The following is a 24429-nucleotide window of genomic DNA, read 5'->3' on the forward strand; positions in this document are numbered from 1 at the left end:
GCCATGAACAAAAATCTGCGCTTCAGCCACAAGATCCTGCTTGCCGCCTCGCTTATCGTCATAGCTGCCTTTGCACTATTCACGCTCTATAACGATTACCTGCAACGTAACGCCATCCGTGATGATCTGGACAACTATCTTCAGGAAATGGGCAACGTCACAGCGAAAAATATTCAGACCTGGCTCGCCGGCCGAGCCCTCTTGGTCGAAAACCTTTCCCAGTCGGTGGCCCTGAACCCCGATCCGGCCAATGTCAGCGACCTGCTTGAGCAAAAAGCCGTGACCTCGACATTCATGGGTGCCTACCTGGGCAACAAGGACGGCTCCTTCATCATCCGTCCGGACAGCAAGATGCCGGATGGCTACGACCCGCGCGCGCGCCCCTGGTACAAGAGTGCCGAAAGCACCAATGGTTCGGCCTTGACCGAACCTTATGTCGACCTCGCCTCCGGGCAACTGGTGATCTCCATCGTCGACAGCGTGATCAAGAACGGTCAGCGCATCGGCGCGGTAGGCGGCGACCTGAGCCTGCAGGTGATCGCCGACAGCATCAACGCCCTGGACTTCGACGGCATGGGCTATGCCTTCCTGATCAGCGCCGATGGCAAGGTCCTGGTGCATCCGGACAAGAACCTGGTGATGAAGAATCTCAAGGACATCTATCCCCAGGACACGCCAAAAATCAGCGGCGACCTGAGCGAAGTCAGCGTCGATGGCAAGACACGTATCGTCACCTTCACCCAGATCAAGGGCCTGTCCTCGGTGAACTGGTACATCGGCCTGTCGGTGGACAAGGACAAGGCCTTTTCCATGCTCAAGGAGTTTCGCACCTCGGCGGTCATTGCGACCCTGACCGCCGTGGCCCTGACCATTGCCCTGCTGGGCCTGTTGATCCGCCTGCTGATGCAACCGCTGCACGTCATGACCCGGGCCATGGAAGACATCGCCGACGGTGAAGGTGACCTGACCCGACGCCTGAATATCCAGAACCACGATGAGTTCGGCATCCTCGGCACTGCCTTCAACCGTTTCGTGGAACGCATCCACGGCTCGATCCGTGAAGTGTCCTCGGCCACCGAGCACGTCAACGAAGTTGCACTGCGTGTGGTCAGCGCATCCAACTCATCGATGCTCAACTCCGACGAACAAGCCAGTCGCACCAACAGCGTCGCGGCCGCCATCAATCAACTGGGTGCCGCAGCCCAGGAAATCGCTCGCAATGCTGCCCAGGCCTCGCAACAAGCCAGCGATGCCCGCAACCTGGCCGAAGATGGCCAACAAGTGGTGGATCGCAGCATCCAGGCGATGAACCAGCTCTCCGACATGATCAGCGCCTCCAGCAACAACATCGAGACCCTCAACAGCAAGACGGTGAACATCGGCCAGATCCTTGAAGTGATCACCAGCATTTCCCAGCAAACCAACCTGCTGGCGCTCAACGCGGCCATCGAAGCGGCACGGGCCGGCGAGGCCGGACGCGGGTTCGCCGTGGTTGCCGACGAGGTGCGCAACCTGGCCCACCGTACCCAGGAGTCGGCGCAACAGGTGCAGACCATGATCGAGGAGTTGCAGGTGGGCGCCCGAGAATCCGTCAGCACCATGAGCAACAGTCAGCGCCACAGCCAGGACAGCGTGGAGATCGCCAACCAGGCCGGGGAACGCCTCAACAGCGTGACTCAGCGGATCGGCGAGATCGATGGCATGAACCAGTCGGTAGCCACCGCCACCGAGGAACAGACCTCTGTGGTGGAATCCATCAACATGGATATCACCGAGATCAATACCCTGAACCAGGAGGGCGTGGAAAACCTGCAAGCGACCCTGCGCGCTTGCTCCGACCTGGAGCAGCAAGCTACACGCCTGAAGCATCTGGTGGGCAGTTTCAGGATCTGAGTATCGGGGCGAGTACCCTTGGACAGGCCGGCTCCTGATCAGGAGCCGGCTGCCAGTCTCAGCGCGATTGCGCTTCGGAATCTTGTTGCAACTGCTCCCATAACTGCGCAGCCCCCGGGAACTCGGTGCCATCCTCGGCGTCGAGTTCATCGGGGTCATAGCGACTCAGGCACCCCTCGCCAAGCACGGCGGGGGCCTGAGAGGTGGCTTTATCCAGGGGATCGGTCATGGGGCTGACCTCATCGATTGCAAACCAGGAGCGGGATATTCAGCACCCGCTCGTGATTTTTTTCAATCAGAACACCACGGTCTTGTTGCCGTGCACCAGCACGCGGTCTTCCAGGTGGTAGCGCAGGCCACGAGCCAGGACCATCTTCTCCACGTCACGACCAAAACGCACCATGTCCTCGATGCTGTCGCTGTGACTGACTCGCACCACGTCCTGCTCGATGATAGGGCCGGCATCCAGCTCTTCGGTGACGTAGTGGCAAGTAGCGCCAATCAGCTTTACACCGCGCAAGGAAGCCTGGTGATAAGGCTTGGCACCGACGAAGGACGGCAGGAAGCTGTGGTGGATGTTGATCACTTGCTGGGCGTATTCCTGGCACAGCTGTGGCGGCAGGATCTGCATGTAGCGCGCCAGCACCACCACGTCCGCACCATGCTCCTTGACCAGGCGCGAGACTTCGGCGAAAGCCGGCTGCTTGTCCTTTGGATCAACCGGGACATGGAAAAACGGAATGCCGTGCCATTCGACCATGCTACGCAGGTCGTCGTGATTGGAAATCACACAGGGGATATCGCAGTCCAGCTCATTACTGTGCCAGCGGTGCAGCAGGTCGGCCAGGCAGTGGGATTCGCGGCTGGCCATCAGTACCACACGCTTTTTCTCGGCGGTATCGGTGATCCGCCAGTCCATCGAGAACTCTTCGGCGATCGGCGTAAATGCCTCGCGAAATGCTTCCAGGCCAAACGGCAGGGAGTCGGCACGGATCTCGTGGCGCATGAAGAACCAGCCACTCTGGTTGTCCGAATGGTGGCTCGCTTCGGTGATCCAACCGTTATGGGAGGCCAGAAAGTTACTGACTTTGGCAACGATGCCAACGCGGTCAGGGCAAGAAATCACCAACCGAAAGGTGCGCATGAGGGGGAAACTCCAGAACTTCGCAAAGGTCGCTATTCTAGCCATTACGCAGCAAAACTGCAGTATTCATTGCACCTGGGCACCACCGCTAGAGCCCAAGCGGGGCCTTGGCACGGCTTTAACGACTAGTAGTCACGGGACCAAACCAGACACTTGCAGTTAGTACAAAACTAAATTGCGAATAGCACAACAAAACCCCGTGCTCTATTAAATAGCGAAATGGCTCTTACGCCTAAAGACACTAAGAGAGGCAAATAAAACAGCTACATTATGTTTACTTGCACAAACTCCCTGACTATTATTGCCGCACTGTCCTCAGCCACCCAGCGCCCAATAAGGTAGATCTCCATGTCCCTGATCAACGAATACCGTGCTACAGAAGAAGCCATCAAAGAACTGCAAGCACGTTTGAAGAACCTGTCCCAAGACGACAAACTGAAGGCTGAACTGGAGTTCGAAGGCAAACTGCGCAGCCTGATGGGTGAGTATTCCAAATCCCTGCGCGACATCATTGCCCTGCTCGACCCAGAGTCGAAAGTTAAGGCTCCTCGCGCAGCTGTAAAGACCACAGGCACCAAGCGTGCGCGTAAAGTTAAACAGTACAAGAACCCGCACAACGGTGAAGTCATCGAAACCAAAGGTGGCAACCACAAAACCCTGAAAGAATGGAAAGCCAAGTGGGGTGGTGACGTGGTTGAAGGCTGGGCGACCCTGCTGGGCTAAGGCTCGCGGTCTTCTCGGCACTATAAAAAACGCCAGCTAGCTGGCGTTTTTTTATGCCTGGAGCGTTTGTTCAAGAACTAGGAGCAGCTTCACTAAGATCCAGGCGTCGAACCAGTGCATGAACATATTCCTGCCACTGCTCAAGGACCTGGCGCTGCATCGAATCAGCACTTAGCAACGCCTGCTCAAGACCTTGCCGGAAACTTTCCAAGGTATTGGGCGCGCCCAGTTGCGGATCAAGCAAGCGTTGCCGGCAAAATCCCAGCCACCGTTCTTGCTCAGCTTCGCTCAATGTTTCCGTAAAGTTACGAGCACGGTAGCGGAAGAGTAGTTCAGGCAGCCGCTCATCATCGAATGGCCACTGTTGCCGAGCTAAATTCTGTGGATCTGCCAAGCGTACTTGCTCACACAAGCGCCGATCACGATCACCAATAAAGCCGTCGTACAATTGCTGCTCAGGGTCTTCGCTGACAGCGAACTCATCAGGGCCGTAGATCACTGAAAGTTTATCTTGCCAAACTTCTTGAGCGTCCCTCAAAAGCGCAGCACGGCGCTGGTACTCATCCATGTCCAAGTGCAGACGCTGCTGATCTTCAGCCCGCAGGACATTCAACGGCGCGACCACCGGACAGCGGTTGATATGAATCAACTTCAGCGGTACGGGCAACTCACCCTCGGCCAGCTCTTCACGTCGGGTGTACAGCCGTTGGCGCAGCGCCTCGGCGTCCAGGTCCAGGAGCCCCTGGGGATCCAGATGCAGATCGCAGACGATCAGCGCATTGCGATTGCGCGGATGCCAGGCCAGTGGCAGGACCACACCGACATAGTGCCGCGCCGCGGAGAAACGCCCGGAAATATGCACCACAGGTTGCAACAGGCGAATCTGATCCATGACACGTTGCTTGCTGCGCAACTGGAACAACCAATCGTAGAGCTTGGGCTGTTTGTCGCGAATCAGCCGGGCCAGGGCGATAGTCGCCCGCACATCGGACAAGGCATCGTGAGCCTGGCCGTGATCGATGCCATTGGCTGCGGTCAGGCGCTCAAGCTTCAGGGTCACCTGCCCTTGCTCCTCTGGCCAGACAATACCCTCGGGGCGCAACGCATAGGCTGCACGCACCACATCGATCAAGTCCCAACGACTGTTGCCCCCTTGCCACTCCCGGGCATAGGGATCGAAGAAGTTGCGGTACAGGCTGTAGCGAGTCATCTCGTCATCGAAGCGCAAGGTGTTGTAACCCACACCGCAGGTTCCCGGGCGCGCCAGTTGCTCATGCACCCGGGTCATGAATTCAGCTTCGCCCAAGCCACGCTCGGCCAGGCGCTGCGCAGTGATCCCGGTAATCATGCAGGCCGCTGGATGCGGCAGGATGTCGTCGGCAAGCTGGCAATAAAGGTTGACCGGTTCATCAATCTCATTGAGCGCCAGGTCAGTGCGAATACCGGCCACTTGCAACGGGCGATCGTTGCGCGGATTGATGCCAGTGGTTTCGTAGTCGTACCAAAAAAGGGAAGTCACGGCCTGTTCCTGAACTGAAATACCGCTGCAGTCTAGGCGCTCGCACAGGCCCAGGGCCAGCCGCACGAAGGCGTGAGAACCGCCAAAAACGCCTGGATTCGCAGTTAATGATGTCGTTAGACCCTCAGAGGCTGCTAGCATCGGCGCTGGATTTTTCCCATCAGGCCAGCCAGCAGTTTGTCCATGCTTGAGACCACAGCAACGCCAAGGAACGCATCGCTGCCCCCGCCCCTGGATACGCGGTACCAGGTCGAGACGCCCGAAGGCATCGACCTGCCATTGCGTCCAGCGGGACTGTTGGTCCGCACCCTGGCCTTTACCCTCGACCTGGGCATCCGCGGCCTGGTGCTGGGCATCCTCTTCATCGCCCTGGGATTTTTTGGCGAGATCGGCATCGGCATCGGTTCGATCCTGCTGTTCCTCGTCAGCTGGTGGTACATGGTGCTGTTCGAAGTGCTCAACCAGGGTCGCTCCCCAGGCAAACAGATAATGGGCCTGCGAGTCGTGCAGGACGATGGCACCCCCATTGGCTGGAGTGCCTCCCTGACCCGCAACCTGCTGCGCTTTGCCGACATGCTGCCCTTCGGCTACTTCCTCGGGGCCATCAGTTGCCTGCAGCATCCGGCGTTCAAGCGCCTGGGCGATCTCGCCGCCGGCACGCTGGTGATCTACCGCGAGCAATCGGTCAAGCGTCCGGACCTGCCACCCGCCGTGGCGCGCAGTGCTCCCTTCGCCCTGACCCTGAATGAACAGCGGGCGATCCTCGGTTTCGCCGAACGCCAGCCCCAGCTATCGAACGAACGCACCCGGGAACTGGCAGCGATCCTTGCCCAGCCGCTGCACGTACCCACCGCCCAGGCGACTGCCGAACTCAATGGCATTGCCCGAGGCTTTCTGGGAACGACATGAAACAAAGCCTTTTTGAAAGCCGTCACCAGCCCCAATGGCAGCACTTCGAACAACTGCTCGAAAAACTGGAACGCGGCCGAGCCAAGAACGCGGACTGCCAGAGCTTCGTCCAGGACTACCGACGCCTGTGCCAGCACCTGGCCCTGGCCCAGGAACGTGGCTACAGCAGCTACCTGATCGATCCACTGCAGCAATTGGTATTGCGCGGCCACCAGCAACTGTATCGCCAGCGCACGGCGATCGGCGCCAATGCGCTGGAATTCCTGCTGGCCGGATTTCCTCGAGTGGTTCGCCAGGAATGGCGCCTCGTACTGATTGCCAGCCTGCTGTTCTTCATCAGCCTCCTGGGTATCGGGGTGTTGGTGTACCTGTTCCCCGAACTGATCTACAGCCTGGTCAGCCAACAGCAAGTGACTGAGATGCAAAGCATGTACGACCCATCGGCCGGGCGCCTGGGACGAGCTGCCGAGCGCGCCTCCAGTGAAGACTGGGCGATGTTCGGCTACTACATCATGCACAACATAGGTATCGCCTTTCAGACCTTTGCCGGTGGCTTGCTGTTCGGCCTGGGCAGTCTGTTTTTCCTGGTCTTCAATGGCTTGATCATCGGCGCCATCGCCGGGCACTTGACCCAGATCGGCTTCGGCCAGACCTTCTGGCCCTTCGTCATTGGCCACGGTGCCTTCGAGCTCAGCGCCATCGCCCTGTCCGGGGCAGCCGGGCTGAAAATGGGCTGGGCCCTGATCGCTCCCGGCCGCCTGCCTCGTGGCGAAGCCTTGTTGCAGGCGGCGCGGGTCAGCGTACGCCTGGTCTATGGCGTCATCGTGTTCCTGCTGATCGCAGCCTTCGTCGAGGCCTACTGGTCTTCCATGACCTGGCCTGCGCCGTGGATCAAATACAGCGTCGGCGCTGCCCTGTGGGGCCTGGTGCTGGCCTACCTGACCCTTGCCGGACGTACCCCCCATGCGCCTGAGTGATGCCAGCGTGGTGATCCGCCCACGCAACGCCTGGGAAGCCATGGACCTGGGGATACTCCTGAGCCAGCGCCACAGACGCCTGTTGATGGCCAGTTGGGCCATTGTCAGCCTGCCGGTATTCGCCCTGCTCAGCCTGCTGTTGTGGCAGTCGCCGTCTGTGGCCGTACTCCTGTTCTGGTGGCTGAAGCCGGCGTTCGAGCGCCTGCCCCTGTTCATTCTGTCCAAAGCCCTGTTCGGCGAAACCCCGACCCTGGGCCAAGCCCTCAAGCAATGGCCGCGCCTGCTCAAGCCACAACTGTTGGCCAGCCTGACCTGGCGCCGTTTCAGCATGAGTCGCAGCTTCCTGATGCCGGTGGTGCAACTCGAAGGCCTGGAGGGCGATGCCCGTCAACGACGCCTGGGAGTACTGCTGCAGCGCAATGCCGGGGCCGCACGCTGGCTGACGCTGATCGGCATGCACCTGGAGGGCGCCTTGTGGATCGGCCTGATGGTGCTGTTCTATTTGTTGCTGCCCCAACAGATCGAGCTGGACTGGAACTGGCAGACCCTGATCGCTGCCGCCCAACAGGACTGGCTATGGCTGGAACACCTGACCAACGCTTTCTATGCCCTGGTCCTGGTGCTTTGGGAACCGATCTACGTTGCGTGCGGTTTCAGCCTCTACCTCAACCGGCGCACCGAGCTGGAGGCTTGGGACATCGAGCTGGTGTTCCGCCGCCTGCGCCAACGCCTGGCCGGCGCCAGCGCGGTCTTGCTGGTGGCAGGCGCGCTCTTGTTGACCCCGACTCAACCGGTCTGGGCTGCTGCCGCCAACTCCGTTGCCGGTCCGCAAAGCCCACGGCTGCTGCAACAGCCACTGACCAGCAAAGCCTCCAGGGACAGCATCCAGGGCATCCTGGATAAGCCCCCGTTCAAGAATCAGGAATCGGTCACCCGCTACCGCTTCGGCGAAGAGCAGCCACAGAAAAAAGCGGCCAAGGGCAAACCGCCAGGTTGGCTCAAGAGCCTGCTGGAGAACCTTGGCAACGACAGCTTCGCCAGCCTGGCCAAAGGCCTGGAGGTCCTGCTCTGGGGCCTGTTGCTGGGAGCACTGGCCTGGGTGGTGTGGCGCTATCGCGACTGGCTGCGTACTTTCGTCGGCTGGCGTCCGCGCCCGCGCAAGAAGCGCCCGCGGGCCATTCCTCAACAACTGTTCGGCCTGGAAGTCGGCAGCCAGACCCTGCCGGCCGATGTCGCGGCCCGCGCCGCCGAGCTCTGGCCAACCCAACCCCGGGAAGCCCTGGGCCTGCTCTACCGGGCCTTGCTCAGCCGTTTGCTGGAAGAATTCCACCTGCCCCTCGGAGTCGCCGATACCGAAGGCCAGGTACTGGAACGGATCAAGGGACTGCAACACGCCCCACTGGAAGCCTTCAGCATCGAGCTGACCCGACACTGGCAGAACATGGCCTACGGTCACCAAATACCTGGGGCCGAAGCGCAACCACGGCTGTGTGACGGCTGGCGCGCCCTGTTCGGCCCTGGAGCATCGTCATGACTCGCACGATCTGGGCCATCCTCGCCCTGCTGCTGATCCTGGTGCTCGGTGGCAGTGGCTACTACCTCTACAGGCATGCCACGCCCTATCAGGAGCTGGTGGATCATGGCCCGTCTCCCGAGGCCCTGGCCAACCCCTACCTGGCCGCCGAAATGTTCCTGCGCGAACGAGGCCTCAAGGTGGAGCACGCCAACAGCCTGGAAGCGCTGGCCGACTTGCCCCCCAAGGGCCATAGCCTGCTGATGCTGGAGGAGCGCTCGAACATGAGCCCACAGCAGGCCGATCGCGTCCTGGACTGGGCCCGAGCGGGCGGGCACCTGGTGTTCGTCGCGCAAGCCCTGTGGGATGAAGACACCGAGCAGAGCGGCGACCTGCTGCTGGATCGAGTCCAGATCCACCAGATGCTCAGCGAGGATCTCGAGGAACCTCCGGAGCCGGAAGCGGGCGATGCCTACCCGAAACTGACCAAGGTTCATGTGGACGGCGAACAGGCCCCGGCCTACGTCAGCTTCGACACGGCCTTTCATCTGGACGACCCGGACAGCCTGGCACAGTCCTGGGCCAGCAGTGGCGCGGCCACTCATCTGATCCAGCTCGAGTACGGCAAAGGTAGCGTCACCGTACTGACCGATGCCGATATCTGGAAAACCCCGGCTATCGGCCGCTACGACAACGCCTGGCTGCTGTGGTACCTGAACGTCGATACCTCCGTGACCTTGTTGTTCAACACCGATCACCCGAGCCTCTGGCAGTTGCTGTGGAAGAACTTCCCCCAGGCGCTGGTGGCTCTGGGGCTGCTCATCGGCCTGTGGCTGTGGCAAGCGGCTGCCCGCCACGGACCCTTGCTGGAGCCGTCGCCCAAGGCTCGTCGCCAGTTGCTCGAACACTTGCGCGCCAGCGCCGACTTCATCCTGCGCCACGGTGGCCAGGGTCCCTTGCTGCATGCACTGCAAGTGGATATCCGGCGCCGGGCCCGACGCCGTCATCCCGGGTTCGAACAATTGCAACCCGAGGCCCAGTGGGAAGTGCTGGCGCTACTCAGCCAGCAACCTGTCAGTGCCATCCGGCAGGCGCTGCAACCCCTGGCCGGGCAACGCCTTTCCAGCACCGACTTCAGCCACCAGGTCGCCCACCTGCAAACTCTCAGGAATGCCCTATGAGCGAACACCCCGCAGAACCACTTGAACCCTGCGCACCACTGCTGGATCTGACCGACCCGGTCCAACAGCGCCAGCGCGCCAGCCAGTTGGCCCAGGCTGTGCGCCAGGAACTGCAAAAAGCCGTGATCGGCCAGCAAGCGGTGATCGACGATGTGCTGACCGCCCTGATCGCTGGCGGCCATGTGCTGCTCGAAGGCGTTCCCGGGCTGGGCAAGACCCTGTTGGTACGTGCCCTGGCTCGCTGTTTCGGTGGTGAATTCGCCCGCATCCAGTTCACCCCCGACCTGATGCCCAGCGACGTCACGGGACACGCGGTGTATGACCTCCAGACCGAGCAGTTCAAGCTGCGCAAGGGGCCGCTGTTCACCAACCTGCTGCTGGCGGATGAAATCAACCGTGCACCGGCCAAGACCCAGGCCGCCCTGCTGGAAGCCATGCAGGAGCGCCAAGTGACGCTCGAAGGCCAGGCCCTGCCCATTGCCCAGCCATTCATGGTCCTGGCGACCCAGAACCCCATCGAGCAGGAAGGCACCTATCCCCTGCCGGAAGCCGAGCTGGACCGCTTCATGCTCAAGCTGCGCATGGACTACCCGGATGCCCAGCAAGAATTGGACATGGTCCGCCTGGTGGCGCGCTCGACTCGCGCCGACATGCTCGACGTCCAACCCCTGCGCACATTGCTGCAAGCCCAGGACGTCCAGGCCATGCAACACATCGCCAGCGACTTGCCCCTGGACGACCAGGTCCTGGACTACGCCGTGCGCCTGGCCCGGGCCACCCGCAGCTGGCCGGGGCTGATCCTTGGCGCGGGCCCACGCGCCTCCATTGCCCTGGTACGTGGCGGCCGGGCCCGAGCCCTGCTGCGTGGCGGCGAATTCGTGATTCCGGATGACATCAAGGGTTGTGCCATGGCAGTGCTGCGGCACCGGGTACGCGTAGCGCCGGAGCTGGATATCGAAGGCCTGTCCGTGGAGCAGGTGCTCCAGCAGATGCTCGAGCAGATCCCGGCCCCACGCCTGTGAGCAGTCCACACCGATGAAGCCGACCCGTTTGCTGCTGATCTGGCTTGGAGCCCTGGCCAGTCTGTTCATCCTCCTGGGAGCTGCCCGTGCCCTCGGGGTGGCGATTGCCCCACGCCTGGACTCCGTTGCCTGGGGCCTGTTACTGGCGCTGTTGCTGCTGACCCTGCTGGATGCCCTGCGCGCTCTGCGCATGAGTTCGCCACAGATGCATCGGCACCTGCCTGGCAGCCTGCCCTTGGGACGCTGGAGCGATGTGCAACTGGAGATCCGCCACGACTATCAACAGGCGCTCGATATTCAACTGTTCGATCACCCGCCCCAGGGCCTGGTATTCGAACACCTGCCGCAGACGGTCAGCCTTGAGCCCGAGCATGCCAGCCAGGTGAGCTACAGCGTGCGCCCCGTGCAGCGAGGTCATTTCGACTTCAGCCAATGCGAAGTCAACCTGCCCAGCCCCCTAGGCCTGTGGAGCAGCCGGCGGTTACTGCAAGTTCGCGACAGCACCCGGGTTTACCCGGACTTCGCTCGGCTGTATGGCGGGCAACTGCTGGCGGTCGACAACTGGCTCAGCCAGCTGGGAGTGCGCCAGCGCCAACGCCGCGGCCTGGGCCTGGAGTTCAATCAGTTGCGCGAATTCCGTGAAGGCGACAGCCTGCGCCAGATCGATTGGAAGGCCACCGCCCGCCAGCGTACGCCCATCGCCCGTGAGTACCAGGATGAGCGCGACCAGCAGATCATCTTCATGCTCGATTGCGGACGCCGGATGCGCAGCCAGGACGATGAACTGGCGCACTTCGACCATGCCTTGAATGCCTGCCTGTTATTGAGCTACGTGGCTCTGCGCCAGGGAGATGCGGTGGGCCTGTACAGTTTTGCCGCCAGCCCATCGCGCTATCTGGCGCCGGTCAAGGGTGCGGCCCAGCTCAGTGTATTGCTCAACGGGGTCTACGACCTGCAGAGCAGCCAGCGTCCCGCCGACTACCAGGCTGCCGCCAATGAACTGCTGGCCAGGCAGAAACGCCGGGCGCTGGTGGTGCTGGTCACCAACCTGCGTGATGAGGACGACCAGGAGCTGCTGACCGCCGTCAAGCGCATCGGCCGCCAACATCGGGTCCTGGTGGCCAGCCTGCGTGAAGAAGTCCTCGACCAGGTACGCCAGAACCCGGTGCAGACCTTGCCCGAGGCCCTGGTCTACAGCTCGGCCATCAACTATCTCAATGGCCGCACCGAGCTCCACGAACGCTTGAGCGCCCACGGCATCGCCCTGCTCGATGCACGCCCGGGAGAACTGGGGCCGGAGCTGGTGAGCCGCTACATGAACTGGAAGAAGGCCGGCAGTCTTTAGCGGCCTGCCGGTCAGGCCGAGGTCTGCAGTGGGTGGAAGCTGAAGTAATGACGCAGCGCCTGCTCCAGCTCCGCCAACTCCGGCGATGCCCGCAACAGGCTGAAGCCACTGTCGTAGTGATGGGGCGTCAAGTCTTCGTGGCACCACAGGCAGCGGGCGCTGAAATCCACCGACTGCGCCTGGCCATCACTGCCTGGCATCTTGATCCGCAACTCGAAGTCGGCACCGACCAGCATCGCAAGCGGGCTGATCAGCATCAGCCCATCGGCCGAGAGATTGCCCAGGTAACCGACAGGCTTGTCGGTGTATCGGTTGAAGACTTTCAAAAAACACGGCAGTTGGTGCCGTTCGATCCGACGTTCCGTGAACATGCTGGGTATCGCTATGGAAAGGTCATTAAGCATGACCGCACTAGTGCTTCGGAACGGGCCCGGTAGCGGCCCGCTCTCCTGATCAGATAGGCGAGGAAGGTCGCCCGAAGGGCTCCAGAGCCCCTGCTCCAGGCAAGACTGGAGCAGCGTTCGAATCGTCTCTGCCGAGCTACGTCTACAGAGCCGCCTGTGCAAATTTTAGCTCAAGCACCCGGGGCGATTGCAATGCCCCCTGGTCAATGTCACAAGGCGGTGCGACGAACCTGTGCGGCACCATTGGACGGGTAGTGGCCCAACTGCTGCAAAGTATCCAGCCGAGCCCTGGCGCGATAGGCGTATTCGCTGGTGGGGTACTGGGTGATGATGAACTGGTAGGTCTGGGCCGCATCGACGAACAGCTTCTGACGCTCCAGGCATTGTCCCCGCAGCATCGAGACTTCCGGCTGGACATAGCGCCGGGCACGGCTATTACGATCGACCTGGCTCAGTTCGAGCATCACGCTTTCGCAGTTGCCGCGGTCATAGGCACGATAGGCATTGTTCAAATGATGGTCCATCGACCAACGAGTACAGCCGACAACACTGACGGCCAGGGCAGCAATGAGTACGAATCGCATGGGGGTCTCTCCTGTCTTGTGCAGTGTATCGACTCATTGGCAAAAATCTTCAAGGTTGTTGTTCTAAACAAACAAACCGATAAGTAGTGCAAACGAACAATGACTACAACTTCGGAGCATAGTAGCCTCTCGTTGCGCTTGAATTCAGGAGTCCGTGCATGTCCGTTCGTCGTACCAAAATCGTCGCCACCCTTGGCCCGGCCAGTAACTCGCCGGAAGTTCTCGAACAACTGATTCTCGCTGGCGTGGATGTCGCCCGTCTGAACTTCTCCCACGGCACTCCGGCCGAACACAAGGCTCGTGCCCAACTGGTCCGCGACCTGGCCGCCAAGCATGGCCGCTTCGTCGCCATCCTCGGTGACCTGCAGGGCCCGAAGATCCGCATCGCTAAGTTCGCCAACAAGCGCATCGAATTGAAGATCGGTGACAAGTTCACTTTCTCCACCAGCCATTCGCTGACCGAAGGCACCCAGCAGATCGTCGGCATCGACTACCCGGACCTGGTCAAGGATTGCGGCGTCGGCGACGAGTTGCTGCTGGATGACGGCCGCGTGGTCATGCGCGTAGAGACCGCCACAGCCACCGAACTGCACTGCGTGGTGACCGTCGGCGGCCCGCTGTCCGACCACAAGGGCATCAACCGCCGCGGTGGCGGCTTGACGGCTCCGGCACTGACTGAAAAAGACAAGGCCGACATCAAGCTGGCCGCCGAGATGCAGGTCGACTACCTGGCCGTGTCCTTCCCCCGCGACGCCGCCGACATGGAATACGCGCGCCAACTGCGCGACGAAGCCGGCGCTACTGCCTGGCTGGTGGCCAAGATCGAACGCGCCGAAGCGGTAGCCGACGACGAGACCCTCGATGGCCTGATCAAGGCTAGTGATGCGGTGATGGTGGCCCGTGGCGACCTGGGCGTGGAAATCGGCGATGCCGAACTGGTGGGTATCCAGAAGAAAATCATCCTGCACGCCCGCCGCCACAACAAGGCGGTGATCGTGGCGACCCAGATGATGGAGTCGATGATCCAGAACCCGATGCCGACCCGCGCCGAAGTATCCGACGTGGCCAACGCCGTGCTCGACTACACCGACGCGGTCATGCTCTCGGCAGAAAGCGCGGCGGGGTCCTATCCGCTCGAAGCGGTCCAGGCCATGGCCCGGGTTTGCGTCGGCGCTGAAAAGCACCCGACCAGCAAGACCTCCAGCCATCGCATGGGCAAGGTGTTCGAAAGCTGCGACCAGAGCATCGCCCTGGCCGCCATGTACACCGCCAACCACTTCCCCGGCGTGAAAGCGATCATCGCCCTGACCGAGAGTGGCTATACCCCGTTGATCATGTCGCGGATCCGCTCTTCGGTGCCGATCTACGCCTACTCCCCGCATCGCGAGACCCAGGCTCGGGCCGCCATGTTCCGTGGCGTCTACACCGTGCCTTTCGACCCGGCATCGCTGCCACCGGAGCAGGTCAGCCAAGCGGCGATCGACGAGCTGCTCAAGCGCGGTGTCGTGGAAAAAGGCGACTGGGTGATCCTCACCAAGGGCGACAGCTACCACACCACCGGCGGCACCAACGGCATGAAGATCCTGCACGTGGGCGACCCGGTAGTCTGAGTCAGGCCCCGCGAAACGAAAAAGCCCCGGCGTGAAGACACCGGGGCTTTTTCATGCCTGGAAAACGCTGGCGCCAGCCAGGGAATCAGCCTTTGGCGAGAAACCCCGACAGCGCGGCTACCGCTTCCGGTGAGCGCAGGCGCTGGGTGAACAGCGTGCCTTCCTCCTCGATGACCCGACGCAGCAACTCGCGATCCGGTCCCCTCATCAGTTGCTTGCTGACCTGCACGGCCCCGGGTGCCAATTGGCTGAAACGCAATGCAGCGTCCCGCGCCTTGGCCAGGGCGGCCGCGCCACTTTCCAGGGCCGCGCTGGCAATGCCCCAGGCGGCGGCCTGCTCGCCGGAGAACCCCTCGCCCAGCAACAACAACTCAGCCGCCCTGGCCTGGCCCAGTAAACGGGGCAGGATCAGGCTCGAGCCGAACTCCGGGCATAATCCGAGGTTGACGAACGGCATGCGCAGACGCGCATCGCGACTGACGTAGACCAGGTCGCAGTGCAGCAACAACGTGGTGCCGATGCCCACCGCAGGGCCCGCCACCGCCGCCACTACCGGCTTGCGACACTCAAGCAGGCTGCGCATGAATTGGAACACCGGGCTATCCAGGTCGGAGGGCGGCTGCTGGAGAAAGTCGGCGATGTCGTTACCCGCGGTGAAACACTCACTGCTGCCACAGATCAGCAACGCATTGATTTCAGGGTCGGCATCCGCCTCGACCAGGGCTTGCGCCAAGCGGCTGTACATGGCGCGGGTCAGGGCGTTTTTCTTGTCGGGGCGGTTCAGGCGCAAGGTCAGCAGCCCACCCTCGCGTTGCAACTCGATGGCATCGGTCATGGGGATCTCGCTCAGGAAGTCTCAGTACTCAACCGCGCGGCAGGAACACATCGGCCAGCAGTTGATTACGCGGCAGCCCCGCCAGGTACAGGCGCCGGGCAAAGGCTTCGACACTGTCAGGGTGCCCGCAGAGTAAGGCCTGGGTTTGCCGGGAAACAAGCCGCAGTTGCGCCAAAGCCGCTGCCAGCTCGGCCCCCACAAGCAGCTCCACGGTCAGTTGGGGTCGGTTCGCCGCCAGGGCTGCCAGGGGTTTGGCCAGATAATGCTCGCTGGCATCATGGGCCAGGTGAATGATCCGGATAGGGCCTTGGTGATCCTGGCGCAGCGCCTCGCGCAGGACCCCGAACAGGGGCGCCAGGCCGGTTCCCGCTGCCAACAGCCAAAGCGGATGCGCTTGCCAGTCCGGATCGTAGTGCAAGGCGCCACCACGCAGCTCTCCAAGGCGCATCGGATCGCCCAGGCGTAACTGGCGAGCGGCGTCACTGAATTGCCCGGGCTGACGGCAATCGAGGTGGAACTCCAGGAAACGATCTTCCTCCGGCAGGCTGGCCAGGGAGTACGGCCTGGCGACCCGCCCCGCCGTCCACAACACCAGGTGCTGGCCAGCTCGATAACGCAACGGCCGCGTGGGCTGCAAGCGCAGACGCAGGACCGTGCTGGAGAGCCAGTCCAGGCCGACGACGGTGGCGGGCAGGCCGTCGCGCAGAGGGTCGAAGGTCTCCACCTGCAGGTCTTCGACCACCTGGCACTGACACGCCAGGCGCCACCCCAGGTGCCGCTGTTCACTGCTCAACGCATCGGGTCGACTATCGTTGGGCAGCCCCTGGACGCAGTGCACCAGGCAGGCATGACAGCTGCCGGCGCGGCAACTGAAGGGCACCGCCACGCCAGCCCGGTTCAGGGCATCGAGCAGGTTGCTGCCAGGCTCAACCGACCAGCGGCGCCCACCGACTGTCAATTCAGGCATCGAAGTTTTCCCAGGCCGCGCAGCAACGATTGCGTCCATCACGCTTGGCCCGATAAAGAGCCTGGTCGGCCCGCTGCAGGGCCGCCTCCAGATCATCGCCAGCTTGCAGCAGGGTCATTCCCGCGGACAGGCTCAGATCGGGCACCTCCAAACCCAGCAGTTGTACCTGCATGAAAGCCAGGCGCAGGCGCTCGCAGCAGGAAGTCAGGCGCTCGGTATCGCATTCGGGCAGCAACACCACGAACTCCTCCCCGCCATAACGCGCCAGGACATCACCGTCCCTCAGGCAAGCCGTGGCCACGGCGGAAAAAGCCTGCAGCACCTGGTCGCCCGCCGCATGGCCATGCTGGTCGTTGATGCGTTTGAAATGATCCAGATCGATCAGGGCCAGGCCGTGCACCTGCTGCGCGTCCATGGCCTGCAACTCGCGCCCGGCAATACGCAGGAAGTGCCGACGGTTGAACAGGCCGGTCAATTCGTCGGTCGCCACCAGGTCCTCCAGTTGGCGCATCATTCCCCGCAGGGTGTCCTGGTGTGCCTGCAGGGCAAAGCGCCTCTGGCGCATGCGCGAACGCGACGCCTGGACATAGGCGGAGTACAGGCACAGCCATACCAGCATCACCAGCACGACACAGACCTGCAGCGCCGCCAGTTGCGGGTCGGCCAGGACAAAGTGATAGCCGTCCCACAGGTTGACCCCGGCAAAGCAGAAGAAGATCAGCACCGTGCAACGCAAGTAGGCACGGCGAGAGAGATGAAACAGGCCGAACAACAGTGGCAGGACATAGAACATCAGGAAGGCCCCGCGCGCCTGATCCAGATGGGCGATCAGCCAGGTCTGCCAGGCGATGCCCAGGACCACCTGGACCTCGGTCAGGCTGGGATCGGCCAGGCGCAGGTTGCGCCCACTGAGAAATACCCAGCACAACAATCCCTGGCTGGCCACCACCAGTGCCGTACCCAGCAGGGCGCTGCCGACCGAAGCACGATAATGCCCCGTTAGAACGGCTAGCCAGAACAGCAGCAGGATCAATCCGTAGGTGCCCGCTGCAATGGTGAAGCGCTTGAGTAACAAGCTCTGGATGGCTTTATGGGTCAATCGTTGACTCACCGTGAGATAAGGAGGCTCAAGAGTTTCCTACTCCGCCAGCCATTCGCCACTTTAGTGCTGCCCCCGGAAAATGACTATTCAAATTTTCGGTGGTGCTCCGAGCGGTCACCGGCGTCTCACGCAAGAACGATGCCCACCCGATAGGCGACTTTCGTTTGCCTGCCTGGCGGGTGTGCCCAGCCCCCAGGCGCGGTATACTGCCGCGCCTTTTTAACGGTGCGCCTGCTGCCTGTCCGGCGCACCCCAGCGGTGTCTGCAACCGACCGATGCACCCAAGCTGCAGACACCCAGTTAAATGTTCCCGTCTTTTAGAGGAGCGCGACTCATGACCGTGATCAAGCAAGACGACCTGATTCAGAGCGTTGCCGACGCCCTGCAGTTCATTTCCTACTACCACCCCGTGGACTTCATCCAGGCGATGCACGAGGCCTACCTGCGCGAAGAATCACCGGCAGCCCGCGACTCCATGGCGCAGATCCTGATCAACTCGCGCATGTGCGCCACCGGCCACCGGCCGATCTGCCAGGACACCGGTATCGTCACCGTCTTCGTCCGCGTAGGCATGGACGTACGCTGGGACGGCGCCACCATGAGCCTGGACGACATGATCAACGAAGGCGTGCGTCGCGCCTACAACCTGCCGGAAAACGTCCTGCGCGCCTCGATCCTGGCCGACCCGGCAGGTGCCCGCAAGAACACCAAGGACAACACCCCGGCGGTGATCCACTACTCCATCGTTCCCGGCAACACCGTGGAAGTGGACGTGGCAGCCAAGGGCGGCGGCTCCGAGAACAAATCGAAGATGGCCATGCTCAACCCGTCCGACTCGATCGTCGACTGGGTCCTCAAGACCGTGCCGACCATGGGCGCCGGCTGGTGCCCGCCTGGCATGCTCGGCATCGGCATCGGCGGTACCGCCGAGAAGGCCGCGGTGATGGCCAAGGAAGTGTTGATGGAATCCATCGACATCCACGAACTCAAGGCCCGCGGCCCGCAGAACCGCATCGAGGAACTGCGCCTGGAGCTGTTCGAGAAGGTCAACCAGCTGGGCATCGGCGCCCAGGGCCTGGGCGGCCTGACCACCGTGCTCGACGTGAAGATCATGGACTACCCGACCCACGCCGCTTCGCTGCCGGTGTGCATGATCCCCAACTGCGCCGCCACCCGCCACGCGCACTTCGTGCTCGACGGCTCGGGCCCGGCCGCCCTGGAAGCGCCGCCCCTGGACGCCTACCCGGAAATCGTCTGGGAAGCCGGCCCATCGGCCCGTCGCGTCAACCTCGACACCCTGACTCCGGAAGAAGTGCAAAGCTGGAAGCCGGGCGAGACCGTACTGCTTAACGGCAAGATGCTCACCGGCCGCGATGCCGCGCACAAGCGCATGGTCGAGATGCTCAACCGTGGCGAACAGCTGCCGGTGGACCTCAAGGGTCGCTTCATCTATTACGTCGGCCCGGTGGATCCGGTGGGTGACGAAGTGGTGGGCCCAGCCGGCCCGACCACCGCCACGCGCATGGACAAGTTCACTCGCCAGATCCTCGAGCAGACTGGCCTGCTGGGCATGATCGGCAAGTCCGAGCGTGGCCCAACCGCGATCGACGCGATCAAGGACAGCAAGGCCGTGTACCTGATGGCCGTCGGCGGTGCCGCCTACCTGGTGGCCCAGGCGATCAAGAAGTCCAAAGTGCTGGCCTTCGCCGAACTGGGCATGGAGGCGATCTACGAGTTCGAGGTCAAGGACATGCCCGTCACCGTTGCGGTGGACAGCAAGGGTGAGTCGGTCCATATCACCGGTCCCGCCATCTGGCAGAAGAAGATCAGTGAGAGCCTGGCGGTAGAAGTGCAGTAAGCCTTCCCTGCCTGGCCAGAGCGGCGGTGCTGTTGATCCAACGGCCCGCCGCTTTTTTGTATCGCGCCCCTTATCGACACTGTCCGCGATCAACGTTCCTCCCGGCGCTCATGCTATCGTTCCCGCCCCCATTGCAGCCTGCCCCGACCCATGGCCCAGATCTCACGCTCCCTTCGCCTGACGTTCTACATCTTGGTGATTCTTGCTGGCACCATCATCAGCGCCGGCCTGGCCATGCGCCATGCCGAACGCCAGACCCTGGAGGAAGAAGCCGCACGGGCCAACGAGCAATTGGGACTGTATGCCAACTCCCTGCATACCCTGATCGAACGCTATCGGGCCCTGCCGGCAGTACTGGCGCTGGACCCGGAGCTGCGCTCAGCCCTGCAGGGCCCGGTGACGCCAGAAACCCAGCAAACGCTCAACCGCAAGCTGGAGAAGATCAACGGCGCCGCCCGCTCCTCTACCCTGGAGCTGCTCAACCATGAGGGCCTGGCCGTAGCCGCCAGCAACTGGCGCCTGCCCAGCAGCTACGTGGGCCACAACTACAGCTTTCGCCCCTATTTCAAGCAGACCCGCAGCCAAGGCAGCGGGCGCTTCTATGCCATCGGCGTGACCAGTGGCATCCCCGGGTATTTCCTGGCCAGCGCCGTCAAGGCCGATAACGATGAGTTCCTCGGGGCCATGGTGGTCAAGCTGGAGTTTCCCGAACTCGAACATGAATGGAGCCAGGGTAACGACACCCTCCTGGTCAGCGATGCCCGGGGTATTGTGTTCATCGCCAACCAGCCGGGCTGGCGCTACCGACACCTGCAACCGCTGTCGAGCAACGACCTGGAAGACATCAGGCTCACCCGACAATACGACAAGCAACTGCTGGTCCCACTGCAACATGCGACCCTGCAGCAATTCGCCGATAACAGCCGCCTGATCCGGGTCCAGGGCGACGAAGGTGCGACCAACTATCTCTGGGAATCGCTGCCCCTCGAGACCGAGGGCTGGACCCTGCACCTGCTACGCAAGCCAGCCAGTGCCTTCGAAGAGAGCCGCAATGCCGGCCTGGCGGCGGCAGGTGCCTGGCTGGCCCTGGTGTTCCTGCTGCTGTTTCTCAATCAGCGCTGGCGCCTGGGCAAACTTCGCCAGCGCAACCGCAAGGAGCTGGAGCGCCTGGTGGAAGAGCGTACCCGTGACCTGCGCACCGCCCAGGAAGGCCTGGTGCAATCGGCCAAGCTCGCGGCCCTGGGCCAGATGTCCGCAGCCCTGGCCCACGAAATCAACCAGCCCCTGACCACCCAGCGCATGCAGCTCGCCACCTTGCGGCTGCTACTGGAGCACGGTCGGGTGGACGACGCCTACAAGGCCCTGCGCCCCCTGGACGACATGCTGACCCGCATGGCGGCCCTGACCAGCCACCTCAAGACCTACGCCCGCAAGAGCCCCAGCGGCCTGCGCGAACGCCTGGACCTGGCCGCGGTAGTCGACCAATCGTTGCACCTGCTCGAAGCCCGCCTGCGCAACGAAGACATCGAAGTGGCCCTGCACCTGACTCGCCCGGCCTGGGTCCGTGGCGATGCGATCCGCCTGGAGCAGGTGCTGATCAACTTGCTGCGCAACGCCCTCGACGCCATGCAGGACAAACCCTTCAAGCACCTACGGATCAGCCTCGACGCCGAAGACCAGTTGTGGCAACTGCGTGTGAGCGACACGGGCGGCGGGATCGCCGAGGAGCACCTGTTGAGCGTGTTCGATCCGTTCTTCACCACCAAGCCGGTGGGCGACGGACTGGGACTTGGACTGGCGGTTTCATACGCTATCGTCCATGAGCTGGGCGGACGCTTGAGCGTCGCCAACCAGGACCAGGGCGCGGTGTTCACCCTGAGCCTGCCCATCGACCTGGAGGCGCATATCCAATGCTGAACTCGGTGATCGTGGTGGACGACGAGGCCAGCATCCGCACTGCCATCGAACAGTGGCTGGACCTGTCGGGCTTCGAAGTGCAGCTGTTCAGCCGCGCCGAAGAGTGCCTGGCGCAACTGCCACGGGACTTCCCCGGGGTCATTCTCAGCGATGTGCGCATGCCCGGCATCAGTGGCCTGGAGCTATTGGCCCAGGTCCAGGGCCTGGACCCGGAACTGCCGATCATTCTCCTGACGGGGCACGGCGACGTGCCCATGGCCGTGGAAGCCATGCGCGATGGCGCCTACGACTTCCTGGAAAAACCCTTCAGCCCCCAGACCCTGCTCAACAGCCTGCGCCGTGCCCTGGACAAGCGCGCCCTGGTCCTGGAAAACCGCCGGCTGCACCAGCAGGCCGACAGCCGGGCCAAACTCGATGCCACCCTGCTGGGTGCCTCCCCCGCCCTGCAGACCCTGCGCCGCCAGGTATTGGAACTGGCCCCCTTGCCGGTGAACGTGCTGGTGCGCGGTGAGACCGGCAGCGGCAAGGAGCTGATCGCCCGCTGCCTGCATGATTTTGGCCCTCGCGCCGCCAAGCCCTTCGTGGCCCTGAACTGCGCGGCGATTCCCGAGCAGTTGTTCGAGGCCGAGCTGTTCGGACATGAAAGCGGCGCGTTCACCGGTGCCCAGGGCAAGCGCATCGGTAAGCTGGAGTACGCCGATGGTGGCACCTTGTTTCTCGACGAGATCGAGAGCATGCCCCTGGCCCAGCAAGTCAAGCTGTTGCGGGTATTACAGGAGCAGAAGCTCGAGCGCCTGGGCTCCAACCAGAGCATCAAGGTGGACCTGCGAATCATCGCCGCCACCAAGCCCGATCTGCTGGAGGAGGCCCGGGCCGGGCGCTTTCGCGAAGACCTGGCCTATCGCCTGACCGTTGCCCAGTTGCGCCTGCCGCCGCTGCGTGAACGCCGCGAAGACATTCCACTGCTCTATGAACACTTTGCCCGCCACGCCGCCCACCGCCTGGGACGCAGCACAAAGGCGCTCACCGGCCCGCAATTGAGTCGCCTGCTCAGCCATGACTGGCCGGGTAACGTCCGCGAGCTGGCCAACGCCGCCGAGCGCCAGGTACTGGGGCTCGAGGAGCAACACGCCGAATTCGTGATGGAAACCGGGCAGTCCCTGGCCGCCCAGCAGGAAGCCTTCGAGGCCCAGTGCCTGCGCGCCGCCCTGACCCGGCACAAGGGCGAGATCAAGGCGGTACTCCACGAACTGCAACTGCCCCGTCGCACGCTCAACGAAAAAATGCAGCGCCATGGCCTGAGTCGGGAAACGTTCGTCAAAAACAGCTAAGCGCCAGGGCTGCCTGGCCGCCTGCAACCCTCCCCCTTCAATTCGGCAACTTTCCGCTTATCCAGCCCTTGGCGATAGGCGGATTTCCGCTCAATTTTTCACCTCAACCCTTCTAGGCCGGGCTTCTCGCTCCTGGCACAGCTCCTGCTATAGCCCTGGCAGGCTGCGTTTGCGCGCACTCCACAACAACAATGAATAGAAGGTTCGTGATGGAAATCTCCAATACCCTGCCTGCCGGGTCGGCCGCCGCGCCTGCCCAGGAAAAGACCACCGCCAGCCGCCTGAAATCGATTTTCAGCGGTTCGGTCGGCAACATGGTCGAGTGGTACGACTGGTACGTCTACGCCGCATTCTCGTTGTACTTCGCTAAAGTCTTCTTCCCCAAGGGCGATACCACCGCGCAGTTGCTCAATACTGCCGCGATCTTCGCCGTAGGTTTCCTGATGCGGCCGATCGGCGGCTGGTTGATGGGCCTGTACGCCGACCGCAAGGGACGCAAGGCCGCGTTGATGGCGTCAGTGCTGCTGATGTGCGCAGGCTCCCTGATCATCGCCCTGACCCCTGGCTACGAGACCATCGGCGTCGGCGCTCCGATCCTGCTGGTGCTGGCGCGCCTGATGCAGGGCCTGTCGGTAGGGGGAGAATATGGCACCTCCGCCACCTACCTGAGCGAGATGGCGACCAAGGAACGCCGTGGTTTCTTCTCCAGCTTCCAGTACGTCACCCTGATCTCCGGCCAGCTCATCGCCCTGGCGGTGCTGATTGTCCTGCAGAACGTATTGACCACCGAAGAGCTGCAGTCCTGGGGCTGGCGGATTCCCTTCGGCATCGGTGCACTCTGCGCCATCGTGGCGCTGTACCTGCGGCGCGGCATGGAAGAGACCGAATCCTTCGCCAAGAAGAAGGAGAAACCCAAGGAAAGCCTGATGCGCACCCTGATGCGCCATCCCAAGGAATTGCTGACCGTGGTCGGCCTGACCATGGGCGGCACCCTGGCCTTCTACACCTACACCACCTACATGCAGAAATACCTGGTGAACACCGTCGGCATGAGCATTTCCGACTCCACCACCATTTCCGCAGCCACCCTGTTCCTGTTCATGTGCTTGCAACCGGTGATCGGTGGGCTGTCCGACAAGATCGGCCGCCGTCCGATCCTGATCGCCTTCGGGATCCTCGGCACACTGTTTACCGTCCCGATCCTCACCGCCTTGCATACCATCCAGACCTGGTGGGGAGCGTTCTTCCTGATCATGGCCGCCCTGATCATTGTCAGTGGCTACACCTCGATCAACGCGGTGGTCAAGGCGGAGCTGTTCCCTACCGAGATCCGCGCCCTGGGCGTTGGCCTGCCCTATGCACTCACGGTATCGGTATTCGGTGGTACCGCGGAGTACATCGCCTTGTGGTTCAAGAGCATCGGCATGGAAACCGGCTACTACTGGTACGTCACTGCCTGTATCGCCTGCTCGCTGCTGGTCTACGCGACCATGAAAGACACCAGAAAGCACTCGCGCATCGAAACCGACTGACAAGACAAAGCGCCCGGGTGCAAGGCCCGGGCGCTTGTTTCTGCCTGTCGCGCGCGACTGGGG

21 protein-coding genes are annotated in these 24429 nt (G+C 62.4%); 13 read left to right on the forward strand and 8 right to left on the reverse strand.

Annotated elements, in window-relative coordinates:
* Nucleotides 1–3: 3 nt before the first annotated feature.
* Nucleotides 4–1893 (forward strand): methyl-accepting chemotaxis protein, encoded by a 1890-nt coding sequence (locus I9018_RS25300; protein ID WP_068585199.1) that lies wholly within the window; start codon nt 4–6, stop codon nt 1891–1893.
* A 58-nt stretch (nt 1894–1951) separates the two neighbouring features.
* On the opposite strand, the gene I9018_RS25305 is transcribed toward I9018_RS25300, so the two are convergent.
* Together I9018_RS25305 and purU are read right to left on the reverse strand one after the other, a co-directional pair.
* A complete protein-coding gene (locus I9018_RS25305; protein ID WP_241107831.1) occupies nt 1952–2122 on the reverse strand; it encodes a hypothetical protein in 171 nt (56 codons plus the stop codon).
* A gap of 66 nt (nt 2123–2188) precedes the next feature.
* Nucleotides 2189–3037: a formyltetrahydrofolate deformylase gene (gene purU / locus I9018_RS25310; RefSeq protein ID WP_241107832.1), complete on the reverse strand. Its 849-nt coding sequence runs from the start codon at nt 3035–3037 to the stop codon at nt 2189–2191.
* Nucleotides 3038–3385: 348 nt separating this feature from the next.
* On the opposite strand from purU, the gene mvaT reads away from it, so the two are divergent.
* Entirely contained in the window at nt 3386–3760 is a 375-nt protein-coding gene (gene mvaT / locus I9018_RS25315) for a histone-like nucleoid-structuring protein MvaT (RefSeq protein ID WP_022640534.1), read from the forward strand.
* Between the two features lie 70 nt (nt 3761–3830).
* On the opposite strand, the gene sbcB is transcribed toward mvaT, so the two are convergent.
* Nucleotides 3831–5279, reverse strand: a complete 1449-nt coding sequence (gene sbcB, locus I9018_RS25320) for an exodeoxyribonuclease I (protein ID WP_241107833.1) — start codon at nt 5277–5279, stop codon at nt 3831–3833.
* 183 nt (nt 5280–5462) lie between these two features.
* Here sbcB and I9018_RS25325 point away from each other — a divergent pair, with 183 nt between their 5' ends.
* The 6 genes from I9018_RS25325 to I9018_RS25350 are packed head-to-tail and all read left to right on the forward strand — an operon-like array spanning nt 5463 to nt 12226.
* Nucleotides 5463–6188 (forward strand): RDD family protein, encoded by a 726-nt coding sequence (locus I9018_RS25325; protein WP_068585192.1) that lies wholly within the window; start codon nt 5463–5465, stop codon nt 6186–6188.
* Nucleotides 6185–7165 carry a stage II sporulation protein M gene (locus I9018_RS25330; RefSeq protein ID WP_241107834.1) on the forward strand — a complete coding sequence of 327 codons (981 nt, stop codon included), beginning with the start codon at nt 6185–6187 and terminating at the stop codon, nt 7163–7165. The genes I9018_RS25325 and I9018_RS25330 overlap by 4 nt, the downstream gene beginning before the upstream one ends.
* A complete protein-coding gene (locus I9018_RS25335) occupies nt 7152–8699 on the forward strand; it encodes a DUF4129 domain-containing protein (RefSeq protein ID WP_241107835.1) in 1548 nt (515 codons plus the stop codon). The genes I9018_RS25330 and I9018_RS25335 overlap by 14 nt, the downstream gene beginning before the upstream one ends.
* Complete coding sequence (locus tag I9018_RS25340) at nt 8696–9859, forward strand: DUF4350 domain-containing protein (RefSeq protein ID WP_241107836.1); 1164 nt, start codon at nt 8696–8698, stop codon at nt 9857–9859. The genes I9018_RS25335 and I9018_RS25340 overlap by 4 nt, the downstream gene beginning before the upstream one ends.
* Nucleotides 9856–10881 carry a MoxR family ATPase gene (locus I9018_RS25345; protein WP_124347555.1) on the forward strand — a complete coding sequence of 342 codons (1026 nt, stop codon included), beginning with the start codon at nt 9856–9858 and terminating at the stop codon, nt 10879–10881. The genes I9018_RS25340 and I9018_RS25345 overlap by 4 nt, the downstream gene beginning before the upstream one ends.
* A gap of 13 nt (nt 10882–10894) precedes the next feature.
* Nucleotides 10895–12226, forward strand: a complete 1332-nt coding sequence (locus I9018_RS25350; protein WP_241107837.1) for a DUF58 domain-containing protein — start codon at nt 10895–10897, stop codon at nt 12224–12226.
* Between the two features lie 11 nt (nt 12227–12237).
* On the opposite strand, the gene I9018_RS25355 is transcribed toward I9018_RS25350, so the two are convergent.
* Entirely contained in the window at nt 12238–12597 is a 360-nt protein-coding gene (locus tag I9018_RS25355; RefSeq protein ID WP_068585179.1) for a PilZ domain-containing protein, read from the reverse strand.
* A 242-nt stretch (nt 12598–12839) separates the two neighbouring features.
* Nucleotides 12840–13214, reverse strand: coding sequence for a hypothetical protein (locus I9018_RS25360; protein WP_068585176.1), 375 nt, complete (start codon nt 13212–13214; stop codon nt 12840–12842).
* Nucleotides 13215–13372: 158 nt separating this feature from the next.
* On the opposite strand from I9018_RS25360, the gene pyk reads away from it, so the two are divergent.
* On the forward strand, nt 13373–14824 hold the full coding sequence (gene pyk / locus I9018_RS25365) for a pyruvate kinase (protein ID WP_068585173.1): 1452 nt from the start codon (nt 13373–13375) through the stop codon (nt 14822–14824).
* Nucleotides 14825–14909: 85 nt separating this feature from the next.
* Here pyk and I9018_RS25370 read toward each other — a convergent pair whose 3' ends face one another.
* From I9018_RS25370 to I9018_RS25380, 3 genes are read right to left on the reverse strand one after another with little or no spacing between them, the layout of a single operon-like run.
* Nucleotides 14910–15659: an enoyl-CoA hydratase-related protein gene (locus tag I9018_RS25370; RefSeq protein WP_241107838.1), complete on the reverse strand. Its 750-nt coding sequence runs from the start codon at nt 15657–15659 to the stop codon at nt 14910–14912.
* Between the two features lie 28 nt (nt 15660–15687).
* Nucleotides 15688–16626, reverse strand: coding sequence for an iron-sulfur-binding ferredoxin reductase (locus I9018_RS25375; protein ID WP_241107839.1), 939 nt, complete (start codon nt 16624–16626; stop codon nt 15688–15690).
* Nucleotides 16619–17725, reverse strand: coding sequence for a GGDEF domain-containing protein (locus tag I9018_RS25380; protein WP_241107840.1), 1107 nt, complete (start codon nt 17723–17725; stop codon nt 16619–16621). The genes I9018_RS25375 and I9018_RS25380 overlap by 8 nt, the downstream gene beginning before the upstream one ends.
* Nucleotides 17726–18062: 337 nt before the next feature.
* Between I9018_RS25380 and I9018_RS25385 the strand changes: the two genes are divergently transcribed.
* From I9018_RS25385 to I9018_RS25400, 4 genes are all read left to right on the forward strand, one after another.
* Nucleotides 18063–19586, forward strand: coding sequence for a fumarate hydratase (locus I9018_RS25385; RefSeq protein ID WP_241107841.1), 1524 nt, complete (start codon nt 18063–18065; stop codon nt 19584–19586).
* A 150-nt stretch (nt 19587–19736) separates the two neighbouring features.
* A complete protein-coding gene (locus I9018_RS25390; RefSeq protein ID WP_241107842.1) occupies nt 19737–21503 on the forward strand; it encodes an ATP-binding protein in 1767 nt (588 codons plus the stop codon).
* A complete protein-coding gene (locus I9018_RS25395) occupies nt 21497–22834 on the forward strand; it encodes a sigma-54 dependent transcriptional regulator (RefSeq protein ID WP_124347550.1) in 1338 nt (445 codons plus the stop codon). Before I9018_RS25390 ends, I9018_RS25395 begins: the two co-directional genes overlap by 7 nt.
* A gap of 209 nt (nt 22835–23043) precedes the next feature.
* Entirely contained in the window at nt 23044–24366 is a 1323-nt protein-coding gene (locus I9018_RS25400; protein WP_068585151.1) for an MFS transporter, read from the forward strand.
* Nucleotides 24367–24429 lie beyond the last annotated feature (63 nt).

Source organism: Pseudomonas sp. MPFS, assembly GCF_022537035.1.
GTDB lineage: Bacteria > Pseudomonadota > Gammaproteobacteria > Pseudomonadales > Pseudomonadaceae > Aquipseudomonas > Aquipseudomonas sessilinigenes.